The sequence below is a fragment of the Corynebacterium sp. genome, assembly GCF_030532715.1.
Lineage (GTDB): Bacteria > Actinomycetota > Actinomycetes > Mycobacteriales > Mycobacteriaceae > Corynebacterium.
The window spans coordinates 118,740-138,590 of the sequence record NZ_JAUNKO010000006.1 but is presented as its reverse complement, the minus strand read 5'-3'; the positions used below and the strand labels follow the sequence as shown (position 1 = coordinate 138,590).

The 19,851-nt window shown below is 58.9% G+C and carries 15 protein-coding genes; 8 read left to right on the top strand and 7 right to left on the bottom strand.

Going from position 1 to position 19,851, the window contains the following annotated elements; all coding sequences use genetic code 11:
- The first annotated feature begins 6 nt into the window (after positions 1–6).
- Together Q4D83_RS10435 and Q4D83_RS10430 are read left to right on the top strand one after the other, a co-directional pair.
- A complete protein-coding gene (locus tag Q4D83_RS10435) occupies positions 7–1,893 on the top strand; it encodes a galactan 5-O-arabinofuranosyltransferase (protein WP_303175362.1) in 1,887 nt (628 codons plus the stop codon).
- Positions 1,894–1,909: 16 nt separating this feature from the next.
- Positions 1,910–5,185, top strand: coding sequence for an arabinosyltransferase domain-containing protein (locus Q4D83_RS10430; protein WP_303175249.1), 3,276 nt, complete (start codon positions 1,910–1,912; stop codon positions 5,183–5,185).
- Between the two features lie 97 nt (positions 5,186–5,282).
- Here the strand turns inward: Q4D83_RS10430 and Q4D83_RS10425 are convergent, their stop codons facing one another.
- On the bottom strand, positions 5,283–6,386 hold the full coding sequence (locus tag Q4D83_RS10425; RefSeq protein WP_303175248.1) for a glycoside hydrolase family 25 protein: 1,104 nt from the start codon (positions 6,384–6,386) through the stop codon (positions 5,283–5,285).
- 270 nt (positions 6,387–6,656) lie between these two features.
- Between Q4D83_RS10425 and Q4D83_RS10420 the strand changes: the two genes are divergently transcribed.
- The 4 genes from Q4D83_RS10420 to Q4D83_RS10405 all read left to right on the top strand — a co-directional run bounded on the left by Q4D83_RS10420 (position 6,657) and on the right by Q4D83_RS10405 (position 12,580).
- A complete protein-coding gene (locus tag Q4D83_RS10420; protein WP_303175247.1) occupies positions 6,657–8,585 on the top strand; it encodes a M13 family metallopeptidase in 1,929 nt (642 codons plus the stop codon).
- A 160-nt stretch (positions 8,586–8,745) separates the two neighbouring features.
- A complete protein-coding gene (locus Q4D83_RS10415) occupies positions 8,746–9,276 on the top strand; it encodes a PadR family transcriptional regulator (protein WP_303175246.1) in 531 nt (176 codons plus the stop codon).
- Positions 9,273–9,962 carry an ABC transporter ATP-binding protein gene (locus tag Q4D83_RS10410; RefSeq protein ID WP_303175245.1) on the top strand — a complete coding sequence of 230 codons (690 nt, stop codon included), beginning with the start codon at positions 9,273–9,275 and terminating at the stop codon, positions 9,960–9,962. The genes Q4D83_RS10415 and Q4D83_RS10410 overlap by 4 nt, the downstream gene beginning before the upstream one ends.
- Complete coding sequence (locus tag Q4D83_RS10405) at positions 9,959–12,580, top strand: ABC transporter permease (protein WP_303175244.1); 2,622 nt, start codon at positions 9,959–9,961, stop codon at positions 12,578–12,580. The genes Q4D83_RS10410 and Q4D83_RS10405 overlap by 4 nt, the downstream gene beginning before the upstream one ends.
- 30 nt (positions 12,581–12,610) lie before the next feature.
- Here Q4D83_RS10405 and Q4D83_RS10400 read toward each other — a convergent pair whose 3' ends face one another.
- On the bottom strand, positions 12,611–12,775 hold the full coding sequence (locus Q4D83_RS10400; RefSeq protein WP_303175243.1) for an antitoxin: 165 nt from the start codon (positions 12,773–12,775) through the stop codon (positions 12,611–12,613).
- 263 nt (positions 12,776–13,038) lie between these two features.
- On the opposite strand from Q4D83_RS10400, the gene Q4D83_RS10395 reads away from it, so the two are divergent.
- Together Q4D83_RS10395 and Q4D83_RS10390 are read left to right on the top strand one after the other, a co-directional pair.
- Entirely contained in the window at positions 13,039–15,705 is a 2,667-nt protein-coding gene (locus tag Q4D83_RS10395) for an FtsX-like permease family protein (protein WP_303175242.1), read from the top strand.
- A 92-nt stretch (positions 15,706–15,797) separates the two neighbouring features.
- Positions 15,798–16,637, top strand: coding sequence for an alpha/beta hydrolase (locus tag Q4D83_RS10390; protein WP_303175241.1), 840 nt, complete (start codon positions 15,798–15,800; stop codon positions 16,635–16,637).
- Here Q4D83_RS10390 and Q4D83_RS10385 read toward each other — a convergent pair whose 3' ends face one another.
- From Q4D83_RS10385 to Q4D83_RS10365, 5 genes are all read right to left on the bottom strand, one after another.
- Positions 16,638–17,453 carry a VOC family protein gene (locus Q4D83_RS10385; protein WP_303175240.1) on the bottom strand — a complete coding sequence of 272 codons (816 nt, stop codon included), beginning with the start codon at positions 17,451–17,453 and terminating at the stop codon, positions 16,638–16,640. It abuts the gene before it with no gap.
- The gene (locus tag Q4D83_RS10380; RefSeq protein WP_303175239.1) at positions 17,453–17,743 is read right to left on the bottom strand and encodes an RNA-binding S4 domain-containing protein; all 291 of its coding nucleotides are present in this window, start codon (positions 17,741–17,743) and stop codon (positions 17,453–17,455) included. The genes Q4D83_RS10385 and Q4D83_RS10380 overlap by 1 nt, the downstream gene beginning before the upstream one ends.
- A gap of 85 nt (positions 17,744–17,828) precedes the next feature.
- The gene (locus tag Q4D83_RS10375; RefSeq protein ID WP_303175238.1) at positions 17,829–18,476 is read right to left on the bottom strand and encodes a LysE family translocator; all 648 of its coding nucleotides are present in this window, start codon (positions 18,474–18,476) and stop codon (positions 17,829–17,831) included.
- Complete coding sequence (locus tag Q4D83_RS10370) at positions 18,476–19,183, bottom strand: SDR family NAD(P)-dependent oxidoreductase (RefSeq protein WP_303175237.1); 708 nt, start codon at positions 19,181–19,183, stop codon at positions 18,476–18,478. The genes Q4D83_RS10375 and Q4D83_RS10370 overlap by 1 nt, the downstream gene beginning before the upstream one ends.
- Positions 19,184–19,193: 10 nt before the next feature.
- Entirely contained in the window at positions 19,194–19,808 is a 615-nt protein-coding gene (locus Q4D83_RS10365; protein WP_303175236.1) for a DNA-3-methyladenine glycosylase I, read from the bottom strand.
- Positions 19,809–19,851 lie beyond the last annotated feature (43 nt).

The following is a 19,851-nucleotide window of genomic DNA, read 5'->3' as shown; positions in this document are numbered from 1 at the left end:
AAGGACATGCTCTCAGATCGGGCGACTATTTTCTCGATTCTGGGCGCTGGGGTGGGCGGCGCATTGTTTACGTTGCTGTGTTGGTTTGTGTTGAAGCAAACCAACCTCCCAGCCTTTGGGGGGTCGTTAATGTCCCGCGCCATCGCAACGTGCGCAACCTTTTTGGTGCTGATAGCGGTTGGTGTGTTGTCTTACCTGTGGCTCAGAGGCTCCGCGCCGAAATGGCGCGTGTGGCTCACCATCGTGGTGTCCTACCTTGCGCCGGCGGCGCTCGTGGTGTCCACCACGGCGATCCCGCTATCTGCCACCCGGCTCTACTTAGACGGCATTACCGTAGATCAGGGGTTCCGCACCCAGTTCCTCACGCGGCTCACGGACAGCCCGATTCTGGACGACATGAACTACATAGACATGCCGTCGTTTTATCCCGGTGGCTGGTTCTGGCTGGGGGGTCGTTTTTCTGCCTTATTGGGCCTGCCTGGCTGGGAGGGATTCCAACCGTGGTCGCTAGTGTCTATTGCGGCCGCGGCCTCCATGGTTGTGCCAGTATGGCAGCGAATCTGCGGGAGTTTGCCGGTGGCCACCGGCATCGGCTTGGTCAGCATTTGTATCGCCCTCGTAGTGTCCGCTGAGGAGCCGTACGCAGCCATCGTCGCCCTCGGCGCCCCAGCGGCTTCCGTATTGGCGTATCGCGCTGTTGCGGGCCACAAACTCGCCATCGCAGGCATGATCGTGTATCTCGGCGTCTCCGCTTCGATGTATACGCTCTACACCGCCACGATTACGCTGAGTGTGATCCTCATTGCCACCGTGTTCGCGGTGTTCGTGCAGCGCAGCTGGTGGCCGATTTTGCGGTTGATCATTGTGGGCATCGGTTCGATGGTGCTCGCCGCGCCGGTCTGGACGCCGTACTTGCTGGCAGTTGCCCGCGGTGAAACGCGCTCCGGCGCGACCGCCATGCACTACTTGCCGTACGAGGGCACGCAGATCCCGCTGCCCATGCTTTCGTTTAGTTTCGTCGGCGCATTGTGTCTGATCGGCCTGTTGTTCCTCATGGCACGCGCGGTGGATCCGGACGTGCGCTCGATGGGCATCGCACTGTTTGTGTTTTATTGCTGGATTGTGGCGTCGATGATTGCCACGCTGGCGGGCAACACGCTGTTGGGCTTCCGCTTGGATTCCATCGTGACCATGCAGCTGGCTACCGCCGGCGTCCTCGCGCTGGCGGATATCCGCCTGTTCGGAATTTCGCGCCTGTACCCGGTGCAATTCAGTGAGCGTTCCCGCAAGCTCATGACTGCTGGGCTCATTATGGTGACTATTACCGGCGGGTTGGGCTACGCCCAGACGATTCCACAGCGCAACCATGATGCCATCGATTTGGCCTATACGGACACTGATGGGTACGGGGAACGGGCGGACCGCTTCCCGGCAGATTCGGCGACGTACTACAAGGAGATCGACGACCTCCTGGCGTCGAAAGGACTGGTCCCCCGCGACACAGTCGTACTTACGGACGAACAAAACTTCATGTCCTACTACCCTTACCGCGGCTTCCAAGCGTTTACCAGCCATTATGCGAATCCTCTCGGCGAGTTCGACACGCGAAACGAACAAATTCAGCAATGGGCTGTAAAGTCTTGGAAAACGCTCAACACTCCGGCGAAGTTCTCAGCTGCCTTGGATGACTCCCCGTGGCGCGCACCCGATGTATTCATTTTCCGCGGCGATAAAGACAAGGGCTACAAGTACGACGTCGCTGAGGATATTTACCCGAATAATCCAAATGTTCGTTTCCGAGGTGTGTATTTCAACCCAGAGGTATTTTCCACGTGGGATGTCACACAAGTTGGGCCCTTTGTCGTGGTAACTCGGGAATCCGAGAGGAGCTGACGTAACATTGATCGATGTGTCTACATCAGAGTCGCAGACCCCGGGATGGGTGAAGAACCTCGCCATACTCAGCGGTGTATTGGGCTTCATTCTTTTTGTCATCACCCCGTTTATGCCGGTGACGCAAACACAATCGTCGTTTAACTGGCCCCAAGACGGGAAGATTAATAGCGTAAGTGCGCCGTTAATTTCGTACGCGCCGGATTCGATTGAGGCGACGGTGCCGCTCGCGGTCGTCGATAAGCTTCGCGAGGGCCAAACGACGGTGCTGAGCACGTTGCCCGGCGACAGTAAAGACGCCACCACCCGCGGGTTGTTTGTGCGCTACTCTGATGCGGGCCTCGACGTCCTCGCGCGCGACCAGGTGCCGCTCAGCGTTTCCAAGAGTGAACTGGAAAAACTCGACGCGGACGCCGTACTCAAACTTTCCTCTACCAAAGATTCCACCAAGGCGGAGATTCCGGGCACCAAACACAAAGGTGAAACGGAGGACGACGAACGCCCGCAACTCACCGGAATTTACACCGAATTAGAAAACGCACCGGAGCTTATCGACGCCGGGCTCAGCGTCAAGGTCAACATTAACTCACGCTTTACATCGTCGCCGAGTGTGCTGAAGTACCTGACCATGTTCAGCGGCCTTGTCATGCTGTTCGTATCCCTGTGGACGCTTTGGCGCATGGACAAACACCAGGGCGAAAAATTGCCGTTCCTCCCGGAAGGCTGGTTCCGTTTCCGCCCGCTGGACGCCATCGTCGGCTTTATCCTGACCTTCTGGTACGTCATCGGCGCGAACACCTCCGACGATGGCTATCTGCTCACCATGGGGCGTGCCTCCGCCGAATCCGGCTACATGGCTAACTACTACCGCTGGTTCGGCGTTCCCGAATCCCCGTTCGGCGCCCCCTACTACGACCTGCTGGGGTTGATGGCGCGCATCTCTACCGCTTCCGTGTGGATGCGCCTGCCCGGGTTTATCGCCGGCATCCTGATCTGGCTGATCCTCAGCCGTGAAGTGCTGCCCCGGCTGGGCGAGGGCATCAACTCCCGTCGCGTGGCGCATTGGACCACCGCATTCGCCTTCCTCAGCTTCTGGCTGGTGTACAACAACGGCCTGCGCCCCGAACCCGTGATCGCTTTGGGCGCGCTCCTGACCTGGGTGTCCATCGAACGCGCAATCGCCACGCAGCGCTTGCTGCCCGGCGCAGTAGGCGTGATCATTGCCACCGTGTCGCTAGGCGCCGGGCCGACGGGTTTGATGGCCGTATCCGCCCTGCTCGTGGGGCTTTCCGGCTTGATTCGAATTATCGTCCGGCGGGCGGAAAGCAAACGCGATGTGTTCGCCATGTGCCTGCCGTTCCTGCCCTCCGGCACCGCCATTTTGCTCGCCGTGTTCGGTGACCAAACCCTGGCCACCGTCATCGAGTCCATTCGCGTACGTAGCGCCAAGGGACCATCACTGCACTGGTACGACGAGTGGGTACGCTACGAAACCCTGCTCCAACAAAACGTGGACGGTTCGTTTACGCGCCGCTTCGCCGTGATCATGATGTACGTGGGTGTGGCCATCGTGGTGGCTTCCATCCTGCGGCACGGCAGCGTGCCCGGTAGTGCGCCCGACCCATCGCGGCGTCTGCTGCTGGTGATATTCGGCACCATGTTCTTCATGATGTTCACCCCCACCAAGTGGTCCCACCACTTCGGCGTATACGCCGGCATCGGCTCCGCAATCGCCGGGCTCGCGGCGGTGGCGTTGGCGCATCAACTTTCCAAGTCTCAACGATTGCGCGTGCTTGCCGCAGGTGGCGTGCTGTTTATCACCGCAAACACCCTGGCCGGCACCAACGGCTGGTGGTACATTTCCAGCTTCGGCGTCCCCTGGTACGACAAGACAATCCAGGTGAAAAACATTGAAGCCAACACCGTGGTGTTGGTGCTCTCCCTGCTGATTTTGGCGGCCGGCGCCTACCTTTCCTTCGTGGACGACATCCGCAAGACCGCCGCCGGTGGCGAGGTGCAAACCGAACGACGCAAAACCCACGGCGCGCTCAATGCCCCAATCTTGGTGGTCACCACGCTGGTAGTGCTGTTTTCCATGGCTTCCCTGTCGAAGGGCTTTATCTCCCAATACCCTGCGTACACGGTCGGCCTAGGCAACCTGCGAAGCTTCGCCGGTGACCACTGCGCCTTGGCTTCGGACGTGATGGTGGAAAACAACACCAACGAATCCTTCCTCCAGCCTGCGGACGGCAGCAAACTCGGCGAATCCTTGACCACCTCCGAAGAGAGTAACTTCAAGGCCAACAACGTTCCGGTGCAAATCACCACCGAAGGTGTAAGCACCGCGGGCAGCTCCGCTGGTTCTATCGCTGGCACCACTGAGGAAGATAAAGAGAGCACCGGTGAAGCAGCCGGACAATCCGCGGGTATCACCGGTGGTGTGCGCTCGGAACCCGGCGTAAATGGTTCCCGCGCGGAGCTTCCGTACAACATCGACTACACCGTCGTGCCAGTGGTTGGCTCCTACACGGTAGGCGCGCAATTCCCAGCAAGCACGAAGACCACTTGGTACTCCCTACCGGAGCGCAAAGACGACGCCCCGATCTTGGTGATCTCCGCGGCTGGACGCGTAAAGCACAACGACATTAATGGCGTGGAGCAAGACGGCCAAAAACTCGTCGTGGAGTACGGCCGCAGCAAGGGCGACGGCAAAGTGGAGTCCATGGGCACCATTCAGCCATACGACATCGGCCCGAGCCCATCATGGCGTAACCTGCGCGTTCCGCTGGATTCCCTGCCCGAGGACGCAGACGTTGTTCGCATCGTCGCCTCCGACAGCAGCTTGGACACCGACCAATGGTTGGCATTTACGCCGCCGCGCGTGCCCAGCTTGACCAAGATGACCAACGTGATCGACCCCGACACCCCCGGATTGTTGGACTGGTCCGTGTCCCTACAGTTCCCCTGCCAACGAACCTTCTACCACTACGCTGGTGTGACTGAACTACCGGAATACCGGATCTCCCCCGACCACGCCGGAAAAGTGACGCTTTCGCCGTGGCAGGATTTCAACGGTGGCGGCATCATGGGCGTGTCCGAGGCGACCAGCACCTCCCTGGAAGTTCCCACCTACCTCAACAACAACTGGGAACGCGACTGGGGTTCCCTGGAAACCTACACCCTGCGCACCAACTCAGCGGGCGAAGAACCGGTACCCGCGAAGATTGACTACCAGGAAGTCACCCGCTCTGGGCTGTGGAATCCGGGCAAGATGCAGATCGACAACAAGTAGTTCCGCAGCAACAAGCCGCAGCACCTTCCCCAAGTGCTGCGGCTTGTTGAATCCTCCCTAGGAGAGGTCTTTCTTGAGTGGTCTAGGCGGCAGGCTGTTACTGTTCTTGCTGCTGGTCCTGCGGCTGCGCATCTGCCTGGTCAGCTTGGCGCGCTTGGACGGCTTCCAGCAGTTTGACTAGATCGCCGACCGTGTATTTGGATTCGTCCAGCATGATTTCTAGATCTTTGACTGGGAGTTTCCCGCTGTCGACCTGCTCCTGCACCAGTTTGACAAATTCTTCGGCAGGGCGGGCGTCAAAACCTGCGTCTTGGGCTGCTTTGCTCAGCGCGTTTGCGGCAACGGCACCCGCCGCCACGGCGAGGATCACTTTCACCAGGTCGGGGTTTTGCTTGGACATCACCTCTAGGTTTGGAAGTTTATCCAAGCGCAAGGAGGGATTGATAATGTTGCCGAGCTGCACGTAGTTGCCAATTACAAAGGCATCAAGCTGGGCTTGGTTGCCATTAAAGAGGTTCAGGTCGGTGTCGTAGTTGATTCCGGAAACCCGCCCAGTGCTGGAGCGCTGCCAGAAGGTCATCTGCTCCCAACCACCCGGCAGTGTGGTGGGCGGCGTGTTTTGGTAGGCAGCCAGCCACAGGGGGTAATCCTTAAAGTCGGTGCTATTGCCCACCTGTTGTTCCCAGAAGTAGCGGTAGGTGTAGATGATGGGTTTCCGGCCGGTCAGCAATTCGATTTCGGTGACAAATTCTTTCACCCACGCCTGCGTTTGCGCAGGTCCGACGCCGTCATCGTATTCGATGTCGAGTACCGGCGGCAGCGAGGGTTGAGGCTGGCTTGCCAGCACGGCCGCGTACGCCGCTGCTTGGGCGGTCGCGCTCACGCCGGGCCTTCCGAGGTGATAGCTGCCGATCATGAGTCCAGCATCGATGGCTTGACGGGAGTCCGCTGCAAAGTGGGGGTTAAGGTAGTTGACCCCTTCGGTGGCCTTGATAAATGCGTACGAGTGGCCGTCGCTTTTGACGGAGTCCCAGTTGATGCCTTCTCCACCGGGATGCTGCCAACTTGAGACGTCAACGCCGGAGGGGGCGTCGAGGTCAATCGCTTGCGCTTTCGGGGTGGTGACAAATGTGATCACGAGTGCAAGTGCCACGAACAGCGTGGCGACATTACGTGTGAGGACTTTTGGGGAAAACATCATGAGCCTCAATGTACCCCACTAATCACACAAGTCACAGTGGCAACACAGGTAACACGCCGAACATCTTTTTTACTAGAACAAGCGCTAGAAAATTACAACAATGTAAGATTTCCCCACCTGCAAGTACGCAGTTTTATTCAAACAGAAGATCTAATACTTTCGAGGTGTGATATTCGCCACAGATGGGTCATTCGTCAGACCTCCACGCCTACCCCAGCCTTCCCGCACCCCGACGCACCCCTCCGCCCACTTCGTTTAAGGTGGAAAGTCATGAAAGACCTCTATCGCCTAGTCAACGGCCCTTGGATTGATACGCATGTTATTCCCGCCGACCGCGGCATCGACGGAGTGTTCCATCAGCTCCGCGACCAGGCCGAACAGGACGTCCGCGAAATAGTTGAAACTTCCGCTGGGCGCGCCGCCGACATGTACCGCTCGTTTATGGACGTACCCGGCATTACCGCCGCGGGCATCGACCCGCTTACTGCGGACTTTTCGCTTATCGACGCCGCGTCTACCCCGGCCGAGTTCGCCTACGCATGCGGAGAGCTAGATCGCCTAGGCGTAGCGGGCCCGTTAGGTTTTTGGATTGCCAAGGATGCTGGCAGTACTGACGCAGCCCTCTACCTCTTCCAGGCAGGCATCGCCCTACCTGATGAGGCGTACTATCGCGCACCTGAACATGCGGAAACCTTGTCGGCCTATCGGGCGCATGTGGAACGCATGCTGGGGTTTTTGCCTGCGAGCTGGCTGGGCGGGGCGTCGATAAGCGAGGCTGCGGAACGCATTGTTGTGCTGGAAACGGACATTGCGGCGGGCCATTGGGATGTAGTAGCCACGCGCGACGCCGTGAAAACCTACAACCCCGACCTTGACCTGCCGCCAATGTCGAAGGCGTTTTTGGACGGCGCGGGGGTCACCGAGGGGCGCATTGTCACGATGATGCCGTCGTTCGTGCAGCACCTAGAAACCCTCATCACGCCCGAACGTCTGGCCGATTGGAAGCTGCTTGCGGTATGGAACATCCTGCTGGCCCGCGCGGAGTGCCTGCCGCCGGAAATTTCCTTAGCCAACTTCGACTTTTTTGAAACGAAGCTGTCCGGAGCCACCGAACAACGCGCACGTTGGAAGCGCGGCATTGAACTGGCCGCCGGGGTAGTTGGCGAGGAAATCGGCCAGCTGTTCGTGGAGCGCCATTTCCAGCCGGAGTGGAAAGACGAACTGTTGGAAATGGTGGATTACCTGCTGAATGCGTACCAGGAGCGAATCAGCAATCTACCGTGGATGACCCCCACAACCCGCAACAAAGCATTGGAAAAACTGTCGAAGTTCCGCGCCAAGATCGGGTACCCAGACAAGTGGCGCTCCTACGAAGGACTCGCGTTTTCACCTGTTGGTGCGGACCTCTTGGCGAACGTTCGCGCCGGTACCGCGTTCCTCCACGATTATGAAACGGCGAAACTGGGCAAGCCCGTGGATCGCCACGAATGGGTGACCACCCCGCAAACCGTCAATGCGTTCTATAACCCAGTGCTCAATGGAATTACGTTCCCGGCGGCCATTTTACGTCCGCCGTTTTACACCCCCGGCGCGGACGCGGCGACGAACTTCGGTGCGATTGGCGCGGTGATTGGCCACGAGATCGGCCACGGCTTTGATGATCAAGGCAGCCAGTATGACGGCGAAGGCAACATCGAATCTTGGTGGAGCCCAGAGGACCGCGCCGCGTTCGAAACGCTCACCGCAAAACTCGTCAAGCAATTCCAGGGGCTGATTCCTTCGGTGCTAACAGGCACGGAAAGTCTCGGCGTCAATGGGGAGTTCACCCTCGGGGAAAACATTGGCGATCTCGGCGGGCTTGGGATTGCGCTGGTAGCGTACCGACGCTACCTTGCGGACCGCGGCCAAGATTTCGATTCCGCCCCCACCGCGCAGGTGGATACTTCAGGTTCGGACCCCGCTATGGAAGGCACCGAGTACACCGCCTTGCAGCGCTTTTTCATTTCGTGGGCACGCGTGTGGCGCACCGCGATACGCCCCGAACTCGCCCAAAAGTACTTGGCTATTGACCCCCACTCCCCCGCCGAATTCCGCTGCAATATCATCTGCGGCAATATCGCCGAGTTTTATCAGGCATTCGACGTGGACCCGAACGGGAACATGTGGATCGAGCCTGACCAACGGGTGACCATCTGGTAGTGCGGGCAGCGCTGATCGGGGGGATTACTTTTTCGGTTGGGTGGCGGATTCTCCCATCGTAGGGCGCTTTGCAAACTGAAGCATGGAGCTCTTGCCCATTCCTAACTTACTCGGTAACTTATTCACTAAGTTACTAGGTAACTACCGAAGGAATATTGGGATGTCCGTTAAGTACGCGCTACTCAGTTTGTTAAGCCAGCAGCCCTGCGGGGTCGGCCAGCTTCGACAAACCTTTGAATCACGCACTGCGAACACATGGCCCATCAACGTCGGGCAGGTGTATCAAACCATGCAACGTCTCCACCGCGATGGGCTCATAGAACATATCGGCACGGATTCCGGCACCTCCGGCCGGAATGCAGAAATCTATCAAATCACCGAGGAGGGCAAGCATGCCCTCGTGCAGTGGTGGCTCTCCCCCACCATAAAAAGCCGCGACGACCGCGATGAACTAGTGATCAAGGTAGCAATGGCGGCCCTGGTCGGCGGAAACCTCTCGGAGCTAATCCAGAGACAGCGCGAGGCGGCGATGGCCGAATTGCGTGCCGTTACAAAACTCAAGGCGACCACGCCGCCGGAACAAAGCGCGCAGCGATTGCTACTGGAGCGTCGCCTCTTCGACCTGGAAGCAGAAGCCCGCTGGTTAGACCATATTGAAACCCTGAGCCCTCCGAAGGAGAACGCCAAATGACCACTCCGCAGCCCGCCCTTGTGCTTGATCAAGTCACCCGTGTTCACCACGACGGCCCGAACAAGGTCATGGCCTTGGATCATGCAGACCTCACAGTCGAGTACGGCGAATTAGTGGCCATTATGGGGCCTTCCGGTGCGGGTAAGTCCACACTCCTCAACATTGCCGGCACCCTCGATACGCCCACCGAAGGACGTGTGCTTATCGACGGCATCGATGTTTCCAAATTCAAGCCACCGATGCGCGCAAAGATTCGCCGTGAGCATATCGGCATTGTGTTCCAAGATTTCAATCTCATTCCCACCCTCACTGTGGCGGAAAACGTGGCATTGCCGCTCGAGCTCGGCAACATGCGGCGAAGCCAAGCCCGCACGCATGCGGTGGAAGCGCTCCAAGAGATCGGGCTTGCGGAGATCGCGGACCGGTACCCCTCTGAGGTATCAGGGGGCCAACGCCAACGGGCTGCAATCGCACGCGCCCTCGTGGGCGAGCGTCGATTGATTCTCGCAGATGAACCTACTGGTGCCCTTGACACCACCACCGGCGAATCCGTCCTGCAATTGCTTCGCACACGAGTTGATATGGGCGCCGCGGGGCTCTTAGTCACCCATGAGCCCCGATTCGCCGCCTACGCGGACCGCGTGGTGTACCTCCGCGACGGGCAAATTGAAAGGGCCTCCCAATGAATCGCATGCGCCTCGCGTTCCGCCTAGCTTGGCGGGACATTCAAAACCACAAGGCACGCACGAGTTTCGCGGTGGTACTATTTTCATTACCATTGCTGTTTATCCTGGGCCTCAGCTCTGGCATCAATTTGGGATTAGATCACCGGCCGCACTACAACAGCAATGAGCCCATATCAATCGCTTGGATCACCAACTACGCTTGCGCTGAAATGGACGAAGTGGATGATTCCGCAGATTGCATATCCCGAAACGACGTCGAAAAACTTACCCAAACCCCGGACTTAGAGCGAATTCAAACCGCACTGGGTGATGATGCCAAACTCGCAGCCAGTTTTAGGCCAGAATTTCAATTTTCGGCCGAAGTGAAGGGAACTTCCGACGAAACGGCGTTACCTGTAATCAATGTGCTTCAACCAGGCACACATCGAAACGAAACCAAACTGCCGAATCCCGGGGAAATCATCCTCAACGAGGAGACTAGTTTTATCACTGGGGCCGGTGTTGGTGATCAAGTCACCATGACCCACGGGAACCGGAGCGTCAAACTTCGGGTGGCCGATATCTCGTCCGCGTATACAAATCTGATTCACATAGAGAACGTGCCGTTTGAAGTACCGGACTACAAGGACATCATCAGCGAGGAATTTTCATCCCGCGCTGCGGTCTTATGGGTATCCGGTGAAGTTGTGAATCATCGTCCCAACAAGCAAGGAATTGATTTCCAAAGCACCGACGAGCACCAGGTGATCACCGACCCCGTGTTATTCGATGTGGTCGCGGGTGGCATGAACGCCACCGAAGCCATCACGATGGTCAGCATAGCCACGCTTTTGCTGCTGTTTATCGCTTGCATTGTTGGCCCCGTGTTCGCGGTTTCGGTTCGCCGGAAGCTCACTACGTTGGGCTTGCTGTCAGCCTCCGGCGCTGCCCCCATGGATCTTTTTTCCCTGATGCTCGCCGAAGGTGTCATTATCGGCGTGATCGGAGCAGCATTCGGCATCGTTGGCTCCGCCACCATAAACATTGCAGCCTCCTTGCTCGGCGATGGCAGTGGAACAATGATCTGGCCGTGGGACGTGGCCATTGTCCTCCTCTTCGCCTCCATCGCCTGTGGCATTGCGGCGGCGATCATTCCTGCGATAACTACAGCCAAGCTCGACCCGATACAGGCGTTGAACGAGGGGGCATCCACCCGCATGCGTCGGCTGCGGAAGCGCCATATCGCCGCACCCATCGTTGCGCTTTTGGCCGGCATCGGGGTGGTTACCGCCTGGGTGCTTCCCAGCGAGGTGTGGCTGGTTATCGCTTCCATTGCCGCGATCATTGGCACGACGAGTCTCGTGCTGCTTGCGGAGAAGGCGGCGACATACCTGCCCCTACCTGCCCGTATGGCCACCCGGGATGCGGTGCGGAATTATCAGAGGACGGTACCTGCGGTCGCTGCGATCGCCGGAACGATTCTTATCGCGATCATGCTCAGCGAGTTGAGCATGTCCCCGGCAAGCGAACATACCCCGCGCAACGTAGCATTGGCCGTTCAATCGCAAGTCCGATCACTCACCTCCGCACCCTTTGATCAACAAATTGACGAATTGTCGTCCCAATTCGACTTCAATATGCGCACCGATTCCTATGGGGTGTACGACCCCGATACGATTTCCGATCCCACGCTGTTTGTTGCGTTGCCGCAGGGCGTTTCCACGGATTCGGGCACGTCGTATCGGACGGATTTTGCCTCACTAGGACACCACCATGCGAGCCAATTTGGCACCAGTGTCTATGTTGTGGATCCGAACGCCCCTGAATTATTGGCGCGATTGCACCCTGACGTTTTCTCCACCTCGGATGCGGCGAGGGCCGCGGCGGCGCTTCACGAAGGTAAAGCCGTGGTCAACTACAGTAAGGCGCTCACAGACGGCAAGGTAACCATTGGTGTGGCCCCTCCGCTGAGCTTCGATTCGGAGTTTTACGAGGCTAACGCCCAAGAAAATCTACCGTCGCATGATTTCCAAGCCGAGGTGCTGAGCCCCGATGATGAAGTCCCAGTCTGGATTTCTGTGCTTGTCACGCCGAACATGGTCGAAGAGATGGGCCTAAAAAGCTACTACCAAGAAACCCGCGTTTCCCGCGACGAACCGTTGAGTTTCCTTGAAAGCTTGACTGTGGAATTCCGCCCCCTCGCAACACCACACGCGACGGTCTCCCAGATTGACACTACGCGTACCTCCACGCTGGCCTTCCGGTCCCTCGCGTTCTCTGCCGTGCTGTGGTTAACGCTGAGCGTAATCCTCTTGGTGATTTTGCTCGCTGCGGCAGAATCGCGGCGAGATACGGAAACGATGGTGGCGCTCGGGGCGTCGCCAAGCTTGGTGCGCCGGTACTCGGGTGCGCAAGGGCTCGTTGTTGGGTTGTTAGGCACCCTCGCTGGCACATCATATGCAGTGTATTTGGCGTTGGTTTCCGCACTGCATTTCGATTCTTGGTCGGATTTTTCCGGTTTGCCATGGGCGTATATCGCCACGGTGCTAGTGCTGATGTCGGCACTCTCCTGGCTTATCGGACTCGTATTTGGTGCTCGGACGCGAGCGGCAACCACCGGCAGGCGGCGCCCAACCTAATCACCGCTGCGGCATGAGCACGTATCGGTGTTACTTTTTCAGCTGAGTTTTCACGGTTTCCTGCACCTTGTCCACGGCGGCGACATATTTGCCGCCGGTCTTCTTATCCACCAGGTCGCCCACCTTTTCCACGGCTTGGTCGACTTTCTGCGGGTTGGCTTTGGCAAATTCCTTGGCCTTTTGAATAAAACTCACAACTACTCCTTGTTATCCGTGAAAAGGTTTCTCCGATGGTAGCCCAGCTGCCACACTCGGGTAGAACCGCTTGTTCAAGGTGATGTTACCCCGTAAGTTTTCAGGAAAGTTGGTAAACGACGTCAGAAGATTGCGCTCATGCCCGTAACGCGCACCCCACTCGGTTTCCCGAGCAAACACCGCTGCGAAGCGGGACAAGAGCAGGATGTAATTTAGCAGCCGCGCCGCAGCGCGGATCACCTACGGTTGGAGCAACGAAAGCTATGAGCCGACTGCTGCTTGCGTTCCGCTTGGCTTGGCGGGATATTCAGCTGCATAAATCCCGTACCGCGTTTGCGGTGGTGTTGTTTGCGCTGCCGTTGTTGGCGTTTCTCAGCCTAATGGACATTCCGTCGGCGCCAGCGAACTATGTCCCGCCCCAGGGCCCTACCTCAACCGTAAGTTTTTCCGACTCCCCCTGCCCAGACGCTGACTCGCTTGCGGATCTTTCGGAGCTTGATTGCATCCCGCCAGCCGATCTTGAGCGGGTTTCCACCAGCCCCGACATTGAGCGCATTACTGCGGCGTTAGGAAACGATAGCGAACTAGCCAGCACGTTTTTGCCGGAGATAACATTCACGGCGCGGCTACGTGGACCTTCGGAAGCAACAGCGTTCGGAACTATCGACGCCGTGCAAGCCGCCGCCCGCACGGATACCTCCGCGATCCCCCAACCTGGCGAAATACTACTGGACGATTCCGAAGCCTTCGCTATCAGCGCCCACGTGGGTGACACGGTAGCCGTGCGGTATGGCGAACGCGAGGTTTCACTGCGCGTTGCGGGGGTCGCGGCGCAAACTACCACCATCAATTTCGGCGACGTTCCACTACAGCTCCCCGACAACAACGCCCTCGTGTCTGCGGAGCTTAGGCTGAATCACTCCCTCGAGTGGGTCAGCAAGGAAACCGTGCCACGACACCCCAACGCACAGGGTGTTTCCTTCATCACCACAACCACCCGACCACCGGTAACTGCAACAAACGCATTGGAAGATCTTTTTGGAAGCGTCACCTCGTGGAAGGACGCGATTTCGATCCTCAGCATCTGCACGCTATTGCTGTTATTTATCGCGTGCCTGACGGGGCCTGTGTTCGCGGTATCGGCGCGCCGGAAGCTCACCACCTTGGGGTTACTTTCCGCCACCGGAGCCAAGCCCGCAGATTTGTTTGGCATCATGCTGGCGGAAGGGTGCACCGTCGGCGGACTTGGCGGCGCACTTGGCATCCTTGCCTCGGTGATATGGAACGCCGCTGCGGGCAACCTGGTGTGGCCGTGGGATCTCAGCGTCATTATGTTCACCATTGCCGTGGTGTGCGGCATAGGCTCCGCGCTGATCCCAGCAGTGCAAGCATCCCGGCTCGACCCGGTACAGGCATTGCAGGAAGGAATGTCCATTCGCATCCGCAAGCTGCGTGCTCACCACGTCATCGCCCCAGCGGTCACCCTCGTGGCGGGCTGGCTCTCCATGTACGACACCATCGTGCCCAGCGAGATGTGGCTGGTGGTTGCGGCGATAGCGGCGATCTTCGGCACCACCACCCTCGTGCTCCTCGTCGCGCGCGTGGGCTCCTACCTTCCGGTGCCGCTGCGGATGGCCACCCGCGACGCGGTTCGAAACTATCATCGCACCGTTCCGGCGGTGGCCGCGGTCACTGGAGTAATTCTGATTATCACCTTGTTCAATGTGGTGATCACTTCCAAGGTCCACATCGACGATGAAGCACCCGCGCGGAACCGAGCCATAGACTTCATCGCGAAAACTCCGACGGATTCGGCGGCACCATACCAAAACTTCATCGCCGAGTTCGAAGCCAAGTACAACATGACATTGCGGACGGACAGCTACCGGGCGCATCGGACCGATAGCCCTAACACCGCCCCCGTTTACCTAGCCATTCCGGAAAACGTAGGGAGCGGCACATTCACGGAGTCCCCCGCCGTGGATTTCAATGTGCTGGCGGGTCCCGCGTCCAGCGATGTTTCCAGCGCCGTTTTCATTATGGATGCCAACGCCCCACAGCTGCTCGCCAAGCTTTACCCAGGCGCGTTAAGCAACGAGCAAGTCGATCAGGCTGTGCGAGCGCTGGAAGACGGCAAGATAGTCACCAACTTCGGAGGCGTGTTGCGTGACGGCAAAGCCCGGATTGTCATCCCTGACCCACATGACCAACCGCCTGGCTCCACGGTGATCGACGGTTACAGGGTGTACGCGACGAACTCCGGCAAGCACACTATTGCAGACATTCCTGGCGTGGTGCTGGGTAACAACGACCACCGGCCACCGGAGGTTCAGCTCATCATTACCCCGCAAACCTTGGAAACCCTCAACCTCCAGGCGGCGTATACGAACACATGCCTTGCCCGCGACCGCGATTTGGGATTTGTGGAATCCCTGAGACTCAGCCTTGAAGATTTCAGTGAGAAACCCTTCTCCCTGCGCGAAGTGGTACCTGATAGCAATAACGTGGAGGATTTCGCATTTGCGGCAATCCCGCTGTCTGGGGCCGTGGCACTAACCCTCAGCGTGGTGCTGCTGGTGATTCTGCTGGCGCAGGCGGAGTCTCGCCGGGATGTGGAAACGATGGTGGCGCTCGGGGCGTCGCAACGCATGCTCCGGCACTACGCTGGAGCGCAGGGCTTGATGATAGGCCTGCTTGGCACGCTCGCCGGCGCTGGGTACGCCCTGTATCTACTGGAGCTTTCCACATCATCGGGCCAATCGTGGCACGGTGTCACGCTCACCCCCTGGTTATTCCTTGGGGCTACGCTCACATTGGTGCCGTTGCTGTCTTGGATTACCGGGCTAGTGTTCGGCGCGCGGCTGCATTCATCCCCCGCACACGTGCACGATGTTCCCACATCTGCTACCCCCACGCGACGGCATTTATAGCCCTTGTGCAGCCTGTATTGTTCACCACTTGTTCAGCAAATACCCCCACAAAACCTTCTTGTGCAGCATCGGAAGCAGCTACAGTATGGGGCATGAGTGAGGTAGTGCATGATGATTCGACTGGGCGCGATTTCCACATCGGCGGCAACGAGGCTGGCTTGTCCCCGCAGGAGCAGCTGGCCCAGTTGTCGTGGTACATAAGTGAGCATTATCCCTTGCCGGAAGCAGACGACGATAGGGAGATGGATCGTTGGGTGGCTCGCCTTCCGGATCGGTTGACGCACGCCGCAATGCTGGTGCTCGGGTCCGCGTTGGATCATTCCATGCCGGGGGTTTCCATGCTGGGCGGTGTTTCGGTGCGTGCTCTTCCGGAGTTGCGTGCGGCGCGTTTTACACCGAGCCGTCCGACCGGCCGTTTCGCGGTGAGTTTGCATGGCGGCGCGTTCCGGCGCGGCGCAGGCATTGCGCTAGATAACGCTTGGCGCCCAGAGGTTGCTGCCGCCGCGGAGCTGTCTGGGACGACGATTGTGGACGTAGATTACCCCCTGTTGCCTGCACCTACCTCGGAAATGCTGGGCGCGATCGAGGCCGCCGTTGCCTACGCCCGCGCGGAAGGCGCTACGCACGTAACCGCTTGGGGCGCTTCGGCGGGCGCGGCGTTAGCGGTACTGGTTTCCCCGCTTGTCGACGCCCTGCTGCTCACCCGCCCCCAATTCGACGCCTCCGCAATCGACGCCACCCTGCCCGCACCGGAAAATTGGCCCACTACCTGCATTCAAGTGGGCTTGCAGGATACGACGGTGCAGCGTTGGGACGCCGCAGAACGGATTGCGGATGTCCGCGAATACGTAGCCGAGCATTTGGTGTGCACCCCTGAGGTTGCGCGGCAGCGTATTCGGGACGCAGCTGATTTCCTGCGCAACGCGCAGTAGCTAGATTCCGAACTGCCGCAGGTCAATACCTTCGAGCGGGTCGGATTCGTGGCCTTCCTCCACTGGCGGATCCACTTTCGCCAGTGTGACGGTGGCCCCGGTGGAATCGGCGATGATCACCATATGGCCAAATTCGGAATCCCAGGGTTCCCGAATGACTTCACCGCCAAGTTCCCCGACTTTCGCCACTGCCTCTTCAACATCGCCGATGCCTAAATAGGTTTGCCAGAACGACGGCACCTGCGGCGGGAAGTTTTGTTGCGCATTCCAGATCCCCGCGAATGGCGACCCATCCACCAATGCCGTGGTGTAGGGGAACCCATCCATTTCGTGGGTGGTCCAGCCAAACAGTTCTTGGTAAAATTTGCAGGCGGCTTCGTAGGCGACCGTGCAGGTCAGCTCGTGCCACACCGGGGTGCCAGGCTCCCCAGCTGCGATAAACGCCTCCTCGCTCGAGGGCTCAATCAGCCCAAAGAGCGCCCCGGAGGGGTCCACCAGCACGGCCATCCGGCCGAAGGAAATCTCAGAAGGTTCGGTAAGCACTCGCGCACCTAACTCATTGGCCTTGGCCACTTCGGCGTCGAGATTATCCGCAAGAAAGTGTGTGACCCAGGTATCCGGCAATTGTTCGTCGCTGGGTTTTTCCACGATGGCCGCCACAGGCAAGCCTTGGATCCGAGCCAAGCGATACCCGGGGGAGGTTTCTTCAAACTCCCAGCCGAGCAGCTGATGATAAAAATGTGCGGCACGCCGCACATCCGAGGTAATAAGGTCGATCCAGTACGGCATGCCGCCTTCAGCCATAAACGCTGGCATTACAAATCCATCCACTTCTTGTAGTCAAAATCATCGTCTGCTGTTGCCTCGTCGAAGAAATCGTCGCCGCTATGTGTGGCCACGCGCGCGGACACCCCAGCTACCGTCACCACGTCGCCTGCGTGCAGGGTTTTTCCCCGGCGGGTATCTACCTCACCGTTGACTAGAACTTCGCCTAAAGCGATCATTTTTTTGGCTTCGCCCCCCGTGTCCACCAGGTTGGCCAGTTTAATAAACTGTCCAAGTTTTATTGTCGCATCGCGGACGACAACATCAACAGGTTTGGTCATAAAGATAAGTGTAAGCGCTTTAGCCCCGCGATGCCCTGTTAGACGCAGCGCTTCCTGCCGCATTGCTGCGCACGCCACCCCAAGATTAGCCCACGAGCTCGCTGACCCCACCGACCAGCATCACGGCCGCCAAGACGACGAATACCCCACCCGACACCAGCTCGATCAGGTGTGCGCGTTGGTGCAGGAAACCCGCTGCCTTTTGCACCAGCAGCGCGAACCCAACAAACCACGCGAGACCTGTGATAATTAGCAGCAGCGCGATGCCTACGGCCACCCACCCGGTCATGCCGGGCCGCACGAATTGAGCAAACACGGCGCCGAAAAACAGCACCGCTTTCGGGTTCGACAGGTTTGTCATGATCCCGACGCGTAGCGAAGCCCACCATTGCCGCCTCGCTGCCGGCGTCTCCCCTCCCTCCCCGGCTGCGGATGGTGTCGTGGGGGCATCCAGGCCCGCCCGAATCGCACTGATGCCGATCCACAGCAGGTAGGCACCACCGATAAGCTTCATCACGGTGAGCACCACGGGGGTAGTACTCACCAATGCTGCGACGCCGAGCAGGCTGGCGGCGATCCAACCGGTATTGCCCACCATAATGCCCAACGCACAGGCCACCCCGTCAGATTTGCTGCGCGAACCGAGGCGCGTAATCTGCACCACGTCCGGTCCGGGACTCGCGATAGCCGCAAGCCACACGGACAGCAATGCGGCGAGGGAAGCTAGGTCCATTACACCTGGTCCGTGGGCATGATCCGCATCGTATCGATGTTCATATGCTTGGGGCAGGACGCCACCCACCGGATCGCTTCGGCGATGTCCTCGGCGGTGAGGCTGAGGTTGCCTTCATAGACTTTGGCGGCCTTGTCCGCGTCGCCGCCGAACCGCACGAGGGAGAATTCCTCGGTGTGCACGCGGCCGGGGTCAACCTCGCAGACGCGCAGCGGCTGGTCGGCGGTTTCCATGCGCAGCACGCGGGTCAGGGCCGCCACACCGTGCTTCGCAGCGTTGTAGCCGGCACCGCCCACATAGGGGACATGGGCAGCCACGGAACCCACGTTAATGATCTGCCCCTCAGCCTCGAGTAGTTTCGGCAACAGCGCCTGGGTGACCCGCATCGTGCCCAGCACGTTCGTGTCATACATCCACTGCCAATCCTCGAGGTTCGCCTCCGCCACCGAATCAAGGCCTTTGGCGCCGCCCGCATTATTTACCAACAGGTCCACGCGCGGCAATTGGTCGGCGAACGATGCCACGGAGGCAGCGTCAGTCACATCAAGGGTGATTGCTACGCCGCCGATCTTGGTGGCCAGCTCGTTGATACGGTCGGTGCGGCGCGCGGCACACACGACGTGCCAACCGTCCGCAGCGAGCGCCTCCGCTGTCGCCCACCCAATGCCGCTTGAAGCTCCGGTAACTACTGCAACGCGTTCATTCATACGGCCCAGACTACAGGTCCAACAATTGTGCGGTACCTGGGACACGACAATCCGCCATGCCCACAGCCTGCATCAACGCAAAGCAGGTCACGGGTCCCACGAAGGTAAATCCGCGACGTTTCAGCTCTTTCGCCATCGCCTGAGATTCGGGTGTTTGTGTGGGTACCTGCGCCATGGTTTCCGGCACCTGCCAATCCACAGGTGCGAACGACCACAACAATTGGGAGAGGCCTACCTCTTCCCGCAGCTTGATGGTCGCCTTGGCATTGGTCACAGCGGCCGATAGTTTACGTTCGTTTCGGATCAACTCGGGGCGCTGCGCCAGCGCCGTAATTTCCGAGGGTTGCATGCCGGCCACCTCGTCCGGCTGAAAGTGATGGAAAGCATCGCGTAAAGCGTCACGCTTCTGCAACACGAGGTTCCACGACAACCCAGCTTGAAAGCCTTCGAGGCAAAGCCGCTCCAGCAAGCCTTGTTCGTCGCGGATTTCTCGGCCCCACTCGTAGTCGAAGTAGTCGCGCAATTGATCGTTGCCTTCCGCCCAGCGCGGGCGGATGCGGCCGTCAACGCCGCGGATCAGGCCGAGGTCGCTGAGCTGGGCGTCGAGAAGCGAATCTAGGTTCATGGCAGTCCCCCTTGTAAAATTTTTCCGATACTAGCCGCGAGCC